This window comes from Mycobacterium interjectum (assembly GCF_900078675.2).
Classification (GTDB): Bacteria; Actinomycetota; Actinomycetes; order Mycobacteriales; family Mycobacteriaceae; genus Mycobacterium; species Mycobacterium interjectum.
Window position 1 is genome coordinate 3086555 of record NZ_LT546237.1, and the last position, 11956, is coordinate 3098510.

Below are 11956 nucleotides of genomic sequence, written 5' to 3' on the forward strand. Positions count from 1 at the left end.
CGTAGCCGGGCATGTGGTGGATCCACACGATTCCGCCGCGCGATCCCTCGGCCAGCGGGATCGCCCGGTAGGCCTCGATCTCGTCGCCGCCGTGGCCCGTGATCGTGACCGTTTCCGCGCGGATGGCGTCAGAAGTGGGCGCGTTCATCGCGGTGCTCCTTCGTCGGTTATGGGGACACGGAGCGCGTGCGGCTCGTCCGAGGCGCCCCACCGCCACCAACGTATCCGAATTCGGCCGCGGCGCACGTGGCGCCGAATCGAGCGCGGCCGCGGGGTCTCATGAGATGAGGTGGGTGACGAACGCGGGGTGCACCAGTAGCGCAAAACCAAGGACGACGAGCAGCACCGCCGTGAGGCGGCGCAGCGCATCGCCGAAAGGGGCGACCTTTTCCAGCCAGATGACAACCGCGAGCGCCAGCATCCACGCCAATTGCATTGTGCCAAAAGCGATCAGCACAAGCATCAGCATCCAACAAGAACCAAGACAATAGAGGCCGTAGCGGCCTCCGGCGGTAAGCGCCCACGTCCGGCTCTTGGGATCTTTGCCCGCCGGCAAGGACATGTGCCAGCGACAGTGGCGCAGGCACAGGGCTTTGAGCGGGCTGAGCTGATGCAGTCCCGCGACCAGCGCCACCACCCCGGCGACGCGGCCGACCCACGGACAGCTGTGCAACACCGGGTTCAGGCGCGTCGACGCCAGAAACGCCGGGAGGCCCACCACCGTCCAGACGGCCAGGTACCCGGCGACGAAGAGGATGGCCGGAACGGCGTTGCCGGCGGCGGCGCGCACATACCTACCGGCGACGGGCAGGACGGCGGGAAGCATCATCGCGGCCATCATTGCCACCCATGCAACGAGAAACGCGGCCAACGACATCGTGGATGCGGCATTCATCGGCATCGCGTCGCCGCGCATGCTCGCCGCGCTGACCACGGACCACCACCAGCCCAGACTCGCCAAGCCAAGCAGCAATGCGGGCAACCAGACGTCAGTCCGCGACCACCCCAATCCTCGACCACTATCCACGTAAGCCACTCCCCTCGGTTGCGCCCAGAATTAAACTCAGACCCAAACACTACCCACCCCACCCGGGGTGGGGTACGGTGGAGTGAGTCCGCTAGTCGACGGGAGTGAGAGATCAGCTATGGGCGAGGAACTGACGGCCAAAAAGCACGCGGCCCTAAATCGGCTCAAGACGGTCCGGGGACACCTCGACGGGATCATCCGGATGCTGGAGTCCGACGCGTATTGCGTGGATGTGATGAAGCAGATCTCGGCGGTGCAGTCCTCGCTGGAACGGGCCAATCGGGTGATGTTGCACAACCACTTGGAGACGTGTTTTTCCTCGGCGGTACTCGATGGCCGTGGGCAAGCTGCCATCGACGAGCTGATTGACGCCGTCAAGTTCACCCCGGCGTTGACCGGCCCGCAGGCACAACTCGGCGGTGCCGCGGTCGGCGAAAACACCGCCAAGGAGCCCGCGGTGGCGGGCAGGGGCCGATAACGGCAGGCGGGTTCTTGGGGTCAAAACAAACCACGACGCGCCACCGCGTGACGGGGCGACGAGATGAAGGAGCTTTGAAGATGTTGGCATTGCATGGATTTGCGGCCAAGGCGGTGCCCACGGTGGTGACCGGCGCGGTCGGAGTCGCGGCGTATGAGGCCCTGCGCAGGGGGGTGGCGAAGGTGCCGCTGCGCGCGGCGACCGTCACCGTCACGGCATGGGGAATGCGCGTGGCCCGCGAGGCCGAACGCAAGGCCGGCGAGGGTGCCGAACGCGCTCGACTGACCGCCGCCGACGTGATCGCCGAGGCCAAAGAGCGCGTCGGCGACGACGTCGCACCGGTCGCGGCGGAGCCTGGCAACACCGATGACCACTGACACCATCGCCGACGGCGATGTCGCGCTGAAGGTCATCTCCGACGCATCCGGACGGATGCGTGTGCACGCCAACGGGTTTCGCTTCGACGACGTTCGGGCCGTCGCGATCGAAGACGCGGTCGCCACGGTGACCGGCGTGCGCGGGGTGTATGCATACCCGCGCTCGGAGTCGGTGGTGATCTTGTACTCTTCCGAAATCTGCGACACGGCCGCGGTTTTGGCGGCGATCGCGGATGCACGGCACATCCCCGCACACTCCGTACCCGCGCGTGCCCCCCACTCGGCGGACGTCCATGCCACCGGCGCGCTGCGCAGGTTCGGCGGCGCGGTCCGACGCCTGCTCGGCCGTTCGCCGGACGGCGACACCGCGGCCAAGACCGGTGGCGGCTGCCAGTCGGGCCAGTCCACCTGCGGCCGGCCGGCGGCGAGCGAGGACAACCGGCGCCAACGGCGGACATGGCTGCGAAGGCTGTGGCTGGCCCTGCCGTTGGGGCTGTTGGTATCGGCCGTGACAATGTTTTTCGGCGCCTATCCGTGGGCGCCGTGGCTGGCTCTGGCTGCAACGGTACCCGTGCAATTCGTGGCCGGTTGGCCATTCCTCAAAGAGGCGGTCCAGCAGGCGCGGGCGTGGACCGCGAGTATGGATACGCTCATCGCGCTGGGCACCTTGACCGCGTTCTTCTACTCCACCTATGAGGTATTCGCGGGCGGGCCTTTGTTTTTCGACACCGCGGCGTTGATCATCGCGTTCGTGGTGCTGGGCCGCTATTTCGAGGCCACCGCCACCGGCAAGGCCTCGGAGGCCATCGGCAAGCTGCTGGAGATGGGCGCCAAGGAAGCGTGCCTGCTCGTCGACGGCCAAGAGATGCTTGTCCCGGTCGAACAGGTGCAAGTCGGAGACCTGGTCCGGGTGCGGCCGGGAGAGAAGATCCCGGTCGACGGGCAGGTTGTCGACGGACGCGCCGCCGTCGATGAGTCGATGCTGACCGGCGAGTCGGTTCCCGTCGAAAAAGCGGTCGGTGACCATGTCGCCGGAGCAACCGCCAACGTCGACGGCGTGCTGACCGTGCGCGCCACGGCCGTGGGCGCCGACACGGCGCTGGCCCATATCGTGCGCCTGGTCGAGCAGGCACAGGGTGGCAAGGCCCCCGTGCAGCGCTTGGCCGATCGTGTCTCGGCGGTGTTCGTCCCGGCCGTCGTCGGAGTTGCCCTTGCGACGTTCGCCGGGTGGACGCTGCTCGCCGCCAACCCGCTCGCCGGCATGACCGCGGCCGTAGCGGTGCTGATCATCGCCTGCCCGTGCGCGCTGGGCCTGGCGACGCCGACCGCGATCACGGTCGGCACCGGCCGGGGCGCGGACATGGGAATCCTGATCAAGGGCGGTGAGGTGCTGGAAGCCTCCAAGAAGATCGACACCGTGGTGTTCGACAAGACCGGCACCCTTACCCGCGCCCAAATGCGGCTCACCGACGTGATCGCCGGCAAGCGGCGCCAGCCTGATCACGTGCTGGGGATCGCCGCTGCGGTCGAGTCGGGCTCCGAGCACCCCATCGGCGCGGCCGTGGTGGCCGGTGCCCGCGAGCGCGGCTTGCAGATTCCGGTCGCCACAGCTTTCGCCAGCCTGGCCGGGCATGGGGTGCGGGCCGAAATCGACGGCCATCCTGTGCTGGTCGGCCGGCGCAAGCTGATCGCCGAGCACAATCTGGATCTGCCAGAGCAGCTTTCCACGGCGGCAATTGAGCTCGAAGAGCAGGGCCGCACCGCCATCTTCGTCGGCCGCGATGGCCAGGTTGTGGGTGTGCTCGCGGTGGCCGACACGGTCAAAGACGACGCGAGTGACGTGGTCGGTCAATTGCACGCCATGGGCCTACACGTGGTCATGATCACCGGTGACAATGCCCGCACGGCCGCCGCGATCGCCAAACAGGTCGGGATCGACCGAGTCCTGGCCGAGGTGTTACCCGAAGACAAGGTAACCGCGATCCGGGGGCTGCAGGATGAGGGCCGGGTGGTCGCGATGGTTGGCGATGGCGTCAACGACGCGCCCGCCCTTGTGCAGGCCGACCTGGGCATTGCTATCGGCACTGGTACCGACGTGGCCATCGAGGCCTCCGACATCACGCTGATGTCGGGGCGGCTCGACGGAGTCGTGCGGGCGATCGAGCTGTCCAGGCAGACACTGCGCACGATCTACCAGAACCTCGGCTGGGCCTTCGGCTACAACACCGCCGCGATCCCCCTCGCCGCGTTCGGCTTGCTCAACCCCGTCATCGCCGGCGCCGCAATGGGATTCTCTTCAGTCAGCGTGGTGACGAACTCCCTGCGGCTACGCCGATTCGGCCCAGACGCTGGCGGCGCTCGATACGCGGGGTGGCGGCAGCTGGCGTTGGCCGAAGTGAGACCGACGACGGCGACCGGCTGCTGAGGTAGCTGCGCGTGGAGCCTTGAGCCCCAAGCTCATTCACACGAGACAGTTCGACAACGTGCCCAGGAGGTCATCACATGGCTAACTTCACCCGGCGGGCAGCGCTCACTGCGCTCGCCGCCAGTGCGGTGGCGGGTATCGGATACGCGGTGCGCGGAATCGTTGGCTCACCTGTCCTGCGCATCCGCCTGACCGACGGCGGCATGATGGGCGCCAGTCCCGCCGACATGAGCCTCTACATGGAGATGTTCAACCGGCACACCGAGATCATCCGCACGGTCGAGGAGATCCCGGGCGGCGTGCGCACCACCACCCAGTCGAACGCTCCCGATCTCGCCGCGCAACTGCACGCACACGTGTCGAGTATGTATTCGCACGTCGACCAGGGCCGAGAAGTCATGTGCATGAGTCAAAGCCTGCCAACGCTGTTCCGCAACGCCGACGGCTACCGCCGACAGCTGACCCTCACACCCACGGGCGTCACCGTCGAAGAAACCTCCGACGACCCTGCCTTGACCAACGCCATCCGCGCCCACGCCCGCGAGGTCAGCGGATTCGTGCGCGACGGAATGCCCGCAATGATGCAAGGCATGATGGGCGGCAGCGGCCGAATGATGGGACCCGGCGGCATGATGGGGCCTGGCCGGCCATAGCCCGGCAACGGCCATTCGCGAATCGACCACGGCGGCTACATTTTTCCCCCGTAGTCGGGTGCGCCGTCACCCGGCGCAGCAGTCGTCGCCGCGCCAGGATTGGATACCCTCCCAGACCGCGGCACCGGCGATGCCCAGGCCGATGACCGGGTCGAGCCACCTGCCGCCGGGCGAGCCCGCGGTGATCACGAGGCCGGCCAGGACCGCGGCGGCCTGGACGGCGCAGAGGTAATTCTGGGTCCCCTCGCCGGCGGTCGCGTTCGAGCCCAGCCGTGCGCCGAGCTTGTGTTTGACGCGGCCGAGAATCGGCATGACGAGTAGCGCGACAGCTGTAAGCGCGATGCCGATCACGGTGGGTTCCGCACGGTGCCGGCCAAGCAGGTGTTGGATGGATTCGGCGGCGATGTACGGAGCCAGCAGCCAGAACGACACCGCGACCCCGCGTTGGGCGCGCCGTTCGGCGCTGTCGAACAGGGTACGCGAGCCGGTGAATCGCCAGATCACGATCACGCTGGCCAGGCCCTCGACCGCGCTGCCCAGCGCCCATCCGGTCAGGGCGATCGAGCCGACGATGAGGCCCTGCCAAAGCCCGATCACGCCCTCGGTGAGCATCCAGGCCAGGCTGGCCCAGGACAGCCAGCGCGCCCGCCGGGCCGCACGGTGCCACTGCGCGTCGAGTGCAACCGGCCCGGTCCGTGCGGGCTGAACCGCATCGCAGCAGGTGTGTTCATCGGTCGCAGCCGTGCCCGTCGGCGACTCGGCGCCGGTCACCGGGCGCCCTTTGCCGAGTGGTTGTCGATGCCATAGGTCGCGCATATCGCCACCGCTTGGCCGGTGGCCTCCAACACGTTCTCCGCGCAGGCAAGGAGCTCAACCAGCGCGGGCTGGTTCAACCGGAACAAAGAGGCGCGCCCTACCGGGTCAGACGCTACGAGGCCGCAGTCTCGAAGGCAGGCAAGGTGTTTGGACACCGTGGACTGCGCCAAACCAACGGACTCGACCAGGTCGACGACGCGCGCCGGGCCCGCCGCGAGCCGGCGCACGATCGCCAATCGAGTCGGATCACCCAGCGAACGAAACAGCGCCGCCGCCGGCGCGAGTTCCAGGCGCGCCACTTCGCCCGTCACCGCGATCATCGCCATATGGCGATGTTATCGCCTTCTAGCCGACGTTGATCGGCACGGTCACCGATTCGGTGGTGGCGGGCAGCCGGGTGGTGTCGACGACGAGGACCTCGCCGCTGTCCTGGGTGCCGTTGGGCAGCATCTTGGGCTTGAGCTGAAACGGCGGCGCATCGGAGGCGAGCCCGGCCAGCCCAAAATCGCTGTCGTTGGCGATGATCAGCGTGTTGCCGCCGTCCCGGCTGATGACCCCTTCGATCTTGTCGTGCCCGAAGAAATTGCCATCCGCCGAGAGCGTTCGCACCAGATCCCCGAGATCGAGCTTGAGCGACTTGGTGGCCAGCACGATCCCGGCCGCCTTGAGTTTGGCGGCCGCCGCCGCGTCGCTGCCGACGCCGACGAACGTCTCGACGGGAACACCGTCGATCAGCAGCCCGCCGGCACCCGCCTGATAGGTAGCCCCCGGGGCCCTCGAGTGCGGCCCGACGTCGGTGGCCCCGGAGATGTCGGCCACCCAGATTTTCTTGTTGCCGTTGGGCTGCGGCGCGTCGTCGCGCTCGTCGACCAGGAACGTGGTGGCGCTCAACGCGGTGATTTCCGACACCCCGACCTTTGTCTGCTGCGGGTTGGCCAGTGGATAGAGGTACTCGCGTACGTCGCCACGGTTGGCGAGGTCGATGGTCACGATCCGGGTCAGCGGAACCGACCGGGATGAGCCGGCCAAGCCCGGGGTGGCCAGCGCCGATTGCATGATGCCCACCAGGGTGCCGCCGTCGGGGGTGATGGTCAGCCCCTCCATGCCCTGATTCGGGCTGCGCAGCGCGAGCTCCGCGGGCAGGCTGCCGTCGAACGGCGAAAGCCGTTCCAGCTCTTTGCCGTTGGCGTCGAAGTGGACCACGAACGGGCCGTACTCGTCGGATACCCAGAACGTGCCGTCGGGCATGGCGACCAGGCCCTCGGTGTCCAGGCCGTGATCCGACTGCGGCAGGCGGTTGCCGTTGAGGTCCACCATCGACTCGCCGGTGGCGGCCCGCGGGTCGACGAGCCCCACCAGCGGCGCGCCGTCCTCTCCGGTCAGCGTGATGATCTGCTCCAGCGACGCCACGCCGCGGGCGAGTTTGAGCTTGGCGATCTGCGGATGGAAACTCGGTACCGGAAGCACCTTCTCGCCCGGGGTACGCCCGTCGACGTTGGGGCCCCGGTCGGACAGGCCGTAGATCTCGTCGGTGCTGCCGGGCACCGCGGCGATCGCGGAGCCGTGCGCGTTGGCTTGCACGGCGACCTCGCCGACGATCAGCAACGGCGCCTCGTCCTCGGCGTAGAGCCTGACGGCGTGGCTGACGGTGACCGGAAGCTGATCCGTGCCGGTGAAGCCGGCGTCCGGCGTGTAGATCATCGCCCCGTACGCGCCGTACGCGATGTTGCCATGGGCGGGCTTGCCGAAGGCCACCGGTGTGACGCCGCTGGTGGCCGCCAACAGCTGGTCCGGCGAGATCGTCAGAACCTTTCCCGCGCCGGTGCTCAGTTCCTTCAACGACGGCGCCGAGAGCGACGGCGGCGGATCCGACGAGCACGCCGCCACGGTGATCAATGCCGTTCCCGCCGCCAGCCACCCGGGCAGCGATGTCCCGCGAGGTGATGCCATGACGACGATCTTTGCGCTTCTAACGCCGCTTATCGCGCACTTTGTACGTGGAGGGCCACGACTTTCGCGACTCGTCACCCGTCAGCGGGGTTCCCATTCCCCCGACTTTGACGTTGTAGGCCTCCTTGCCGGGGCCGACCTCGCGGTTGGCGTGTTCCTGTGCCAGGTAGTAGAGCTCGTCGATGGTGGCCTCGTCGTACGCGACGAAGGAGGTCTCGCGGGCGACGTCCTCGATCCCGGCCAGCATCCGGCCGGGCAGGACGCCCGAGGCCAGCGCCGCCACGCCCCACAGCGAGAGCGGAATGACCCAGTAACAGATATAGGACAGCGGCGTCTTGGTGTCGAGGATCGTCGCATCGACGTTGGCGATCGGCGGGATCGTCGAGGACACCGTCATGCCGGCGAACGCGGCGATCCAGACCCAGGTCAGCACGCCGGCCATCCGGGCGAACAGCTCCGTCTTGACGACGTCGTCGGGTTGTTCGGCGGCGGCCGATGCGTGCGTGAACGGCTTGCCGGTCAGCGCGCCGACCAGAGCTGTCACAAAAAGCCCGGCGTTGCCCAGCGGCAATATCCACCGCTGGTTGAGCGAGTCATCGAGCACGAGCGCCAGGATTGTCAGCACCAAAAACACTGCGGCAGAGCCGACTTGGAATGCGTCCCACGGACTGCCCGTCGAGCGACCCGCCGCAATCACCGCGACGGCGAGCGCCAGCGCGACGAGCGCGGCGGCGGCGAACGGAACGTTACCGACCAGCACCCAATAGACGATCCACGGCGCCAAGCAAAACAGCATGCCCACGGGGGGTCAGTGTATGAGGGTGGCTTCGCGGCGCCGTCGGCGGCAACGGCGGTGGCACCGATGACGCCGGGATGCACCCGATACTCGACAGGGATTGGGCCGCGTTCACGCGTGGCACAGGATCTCACCGTGCGGGATGGACAGCCAGCCGTCCGGGGCCGCCGCCCACGCCCGCCACGCCGCCGCGATCTCCTCGAGCTGCGCGGTCGTCGCCAGGCCCAACCGCAACAGCTCGCGGGCCACGCCCGAGTGCAGGATCCGGTCGGCCCACATCCCGCCCCACCAGTCACGGGTCTCGGGCGTCGCGTAGCACCAGACGCTGCCCGTCGGCGCGACGTCGTCGAACCCGGCCGCCAGCGCCCACGACAACAGCCGCCGGCCCGCGTCCGGCTCGCCGCGGTTGGCACGGGCCGCCCGGCAATACAGGTCCCGCCACAGGTCGAGCGCGGGAAGCTGCGGGAACCACACGAACCCCCCGTAGTCGGCGTCGCGCGCGGCGACGATCCCACCCGGGCGGCACACCCGCTTCATCTCCCGCAACGCCCGCACCGGATCGGCCACGTGCTGCAGCACCTGGTGCGCATGGACGACGTCGAAGGCGTCGTCGGGGAAGTCGAGCCGGTGCACGTCGGCGGTGGCGAACGTGACGTTGGCCAGGTGGCGCCGCTCGATCTCGGCGCGGGCCACCTCGAGGACGCCGGCGAACAGGTCGACGGCCAGCACCGTTCCGGGCACCACCCGCTGGGCGAGGTCGGCGGTGATCGTCCCGGGACCGCAGCCGATGTCCAGCACCGACGAACCCGCCTCCAGGCTGGGCAGCAGGTAAGCCGCGGAGTCCTCCGCGGAGCGCCGCTGATGGGCACGCGGCACCGACTCGTGCCGCCCGTGCGGGTGGGTAGCCGGACGTTCGTCGGTCATCGCGGGTCCCTTGTTTGGTGCGTCCTGAGCATCACCCGGACGCCGTGCCCCCAGTCGGACTCGAACCGACACTGGACGGATTTTAAGTCCGCTGCCTCTGCCAATTGGGCTATGGGGGCCCGGCGGCGAATCTAGCGCGCGGCGCCGCACGACGGGCGTCGCGCCCCACCAAAAATCGGCGAAAATCCACCGATGCGACCCAGCCGCGGTTGGCCTAGGATGCGCGCTCCGCGCGCCTCTTGATGCTTTGCGGGGGCATCTCAGATGACAGTGCTATGTCGGCCGACAGGACCTTGTTAAAACTGCTCGCGTCGTCGTTAAGAAGCCGTAAACGCCCGTCACCCTAGCCTTTTCCGCCGGGACTGTGGAGTCGTGGCTCGTTAACCTTACGCCGACGCACAGGAGCCGTTACGCGAACACACAGTGCCGGGCCACCGGGTGGGGTTCGGCAAGTTCCCAACACTAGGAGCAGAAGATGTCGTTTCTGACAACAATTCCTGAAGAGTTGCTCGCCGCGGCGGCACAGCTGGAAGGGATCGGCAGTTCACTGACGGCGCAGAATGCGGGGGCCGCGGCACCGACGACGACCATCGCTCCCGCGGCCGCCGACCCGGTATCGGGTCTACAGGCGGGAATCTTCTCGACGTACGGCACGCTCTACCAGCAGCTCGCGGCCGAGGCTCAGTCGATGCAACAGCAGTTCGTGCAGACACTCGGCCTCAGCTCCGGCACCTACACCGCCACCGAGGCCGCCAACGCGAGCGCGGCGGCCAGCCCGTACGACACCATCGCCAATGGCTTGACCAACATCGCCACATTCCTCGGCGGCCCGCTCAACAGCTCGGGTGGAAACCCACTCAGCTTTTCGGGCAACTCGGCCAACTTCCTCAGCTTCGAGGGCGGCAACTGGGCGTCGGCCATGTCCGACTGCCTCGGCATGGCCGGCGGCGGCCTGATAGATACTTCCGCCAGCACCGCTGCTGGTGACGCGGCAGGCGCGGCGGCGGGCGCGGCGGATGTGAACGCGGTGGCGCCGGCCGGGGGCCTAGGGGGCGCGGGCGCCATGGCCGCGATGCCGGTCGCCAGCACCGGCCAGGCGACCATGGTCGGCAAGTTGTCGGTTCCGCCGAGCTGGGCCGGCAGTTTCACACCCGGGGCCAGTCCCGTCACCGCTGTTCAGACCGTCGGCTGGACCGGCGCCGCACCGCAGGCCGGCCCGGGGACGATCGTGCCCGGGATGCCGGGATTGGGGGCGGCCGCCCGCAACAGCGCCGGCTTCGGCGCCCCGCGCTACGGCGTCAAGCCCATCGTCATGCCGAAGCCGACGGCCGTCTAGCAGCCGTCACGCGCACACCAAAGCAAACAGCTCTCCAACAAAAGAACGGGATACAGAAAAATGGTTCTCGATTTTGCAGCCTTGCCCCCCGAGATCAACTCCAGCCTCATGTACGCCGGCGCCGGTTCCGGACCGCTCATGGCCGCTGCGACGGCCTGGAGCAACCTGGCGGCCGAGCTCAGCACCACCGCGTCCTCCTGGGAATCGATCGTCGGGACGTTGACCGGCGAGCAGTGGACGGGTGCGGGGTCGGCGGCGGCGGCGGCCGCGGCCGCGCCGTACATTTCCTGGCTGACCACGACCTCCGCGGCGGCCGAGCAAGCCGGCGCTCAGGCGTCGACCGCGGCGGCCGCCTACGAGGCAGCCTTTGCGGGGACCGTGCCCCCGCCGGTGATCGCCGCTAACAGGTCACTGCTGGCGGCGCTGGTGGCGACCAACTTCCTGGGCATCAATACGCCAGCGATCATGGCCACTGAGGCCCAATACATGGAAATGTGGGTCCAAGACGCGCTCACGATGTACACATACGCGGCCAGCGCGGCGGCCTCCTCGGTCCTTCAGCCGCTGACGCCGGCGTCGCCGACCGCCAGTCCGGCCGCGGCCGCCACCCAAGGTGCCGCGGTGTCTACCGCCTTGGCGTCCGCCCAGAGCAACAGCGCGGCGACGGGGTTGAGTGGCCTGTTGGCGAACTTTGGGACCGAGTCCTTCGGTACCGAGATATGGAACGCTTTCTCGACCGCGTTCCCTGGGCCAGCGGAGGTGCTGAATGCGGCGGACGGTTTCTTCGGCACGCTGTTCAACTTCAACTTGGTCCAGCAATTCGGTGTGACCGCGGCGTGGTTCGTCGGCAACACCATCCCGACGGCGGTGTCGTTCGGGCACACAGTGGGCGCAATTCCGGCCGTGCCGTGGTCGACCGTCGACTCCGTCACTCCGCTCGCCGGGGGTGTCGCGGCGGAAGGCGCCCTGGTCAACAGCGTGGGCGGCGGAGGGATGTCGGCGGGCTTGGCCGAGGCCTCCACGGTCGGCGGCCTGTCGGTCCCGGCCAGCTGGTCTTCGGCCGCCCCGGCGACGCTGGCCTCGTCGACCGCTCCGCTCGAGGGCTCCGGCTGGACAGCCGCCGCCGAGGCCGAGCCCGTCGCGGCGATGCCCGGCATGCCCGGAATGGCGGGGG

At 68.4% G+C, this 11956-nt stretch carries 12 protein-coding genes and 1 tRNA gene; 6 read left to right on the forward strand and 7 right to left on the reverse strand.

Going from position 1 to position 11956, the window contains the following annotated elements; translation table 11 throughout:
• Positions 1-277: 277 nt before the first annotated feature.
• A complete protein-coding gene (locus tag BN4348_RS49180) occupies positions 278-982 on the reverse strand; it encodes a DUF2182 domain-containing protein (RefSeq protein WP_235852789.1) in 705 nt (234 codons plus the stop codon).
• 163 nt (positions 983-1145) lie between these two features.
• Here BN4348_RS49180 and csoR point away from each other — a divergent pair, with 163 nt between their 5' ends.
• From csoR to BN4348_RS49200, 4 genes are all read left to right on the forward strand, one after another.
• Positions 1146-1505 (forward strand): copper-sensing transcriptional repressor CsoR, encoded by a 360-nt coding sequence (gene csoR / locus BN4348_RS49185; protein WP_066915214.1) that lies wholly within the window; start codon positions 1146-1148, stop codon positions 1503-1505.
• An 83-nt stretch (positions 1506-1588) separates the two neighbouring features.
• Positions 1589-1882, forward strand: coding sequence for a DUF1490 family protein (locus tag BN4348_RS49190; RefSeq protein WP_096866308.1), 294 nt, complete (start codon positions 1589-1591; stop codon positions 1880-1882).
• Positions 1872-4307, forward strand: coding sequence for a copper-translocating P-type ATPase (locus BN4348_RS49195; RefSeq protein WP_066915218.1), 2436 nt, complete (start codon positions 1872-1874; stop codon positions 4305-4307). Before BN4348_RS49190 ends, BN4348_RS49195 begins: the two co-directional genes overlap by 11 nt.
• A gap of 77 nt (positions 4308-4384) precedes the next feature.
• Positions 4385-4960, forward strand: coding sequence for a hypothetical protein (locus BN4348_RS49200; RefSeq protein WP_066915220.1), 576 nt, complete (start codon positions 4385-4387; stop codon positions 4958-4960).
• A 66-nt stretch (positions 4961-5026) separates the two neighbouring features.
• Here BN4348_RS49200 and BN4348_RS49205 read toward each other — a convergent pair whose 3' ends face one another.
• From BN4348_RS49205 to BN4348_RS49230, 6 genes are all read right to left on the reverse strand, one after another.
• Positions 5027-5596, reverse strand: a complete 570-nt coding sequence (locus BN4348_RS49205; protein WP_235852920.1) for a cation transporter — start codon at positions 5594-5596, stop codon at positions 5027-5029.
• A 131-nt stretch (positions 5597-5727) separates the two neighbouring features.
• Positions 5728-6102: an ArsR/SmtB family transcription factor gene (locus tag BN4348_RS49210; RefSeq protein ID WP_066915225.1), complete on the reverse strand. Its 375-nt coding sequence runs from the start codon at positions 6100-6102 to the stop codon at positions 5728-5730.
• Between the two features lie 19 nt (positions 6103-6121).
• The gene (locus BN4348_RS49215) at positions 6122-7726 is read right to left on the reverse strand and encodes an esterase-like activity of phytase family protein (RefSeq protein WP_084454351.1); all 1605 of its coding nucleotides are present in this window, start codon (positions 7724-7726) and stop codon (positions 6122-6124) included.
• A gap of 19 nt (positions 7727-7745) precedes the next feature.
• Complete coding sequence (locus tag BN4348_RS49220) at positions 7746-8528, reverse strand: hypothetical protein (protein WP_066915229.1); 783 nt, start codon at positions 8526-8528, stop codon at positions 7746-7748.
• Positions 8529-8633: 105 nt separating this feature from the next.
• The gene (locus tag BN4348_RS49225) at positions 8634-9446 is read right to left on the reverse strand and encodes a class I SAM-dependent methyltransferase (protein WP_066915231.1); all 813 of its coding nucleotides are present in this window, start codon (positions 9444-9446) and stop codon (positions 8634-8636) included.
• Between the two features lie 45 nt (positions 9447-9491).
• Positions 9492-9565: transfer RNA gene (locus BN4348_RS49230), tRNA-Leu, on the reverse strand.
• Between the two features lie 356 nt (positions 9566-9921).
• Between BN4348_RS49230 and BN4348_RS49235 the strand changes: the two genes are divergently transcribed.
• Both BN4348_RS49235 and BN4348_RS49240 read left to right on the forward strand, forming a co-directional pair.
• Entirely contained in the window at positions 9922-10782 is an 861-nt protein-coding gene (locus tag BN4348_RS49235) for a PPE family protein, SVP subgroup (protein WP_066915233.1), read from the forward strand.
• A 60-nt stretch (positions 10783-10842) separates the two neighbouring features.
• The coding region (locus BN4348_RS49240) for a PPE family protein (protein WP_084454355.1) at positions 10843-11956 on the forward strand (1114 nt) is incomplete at its 3' end.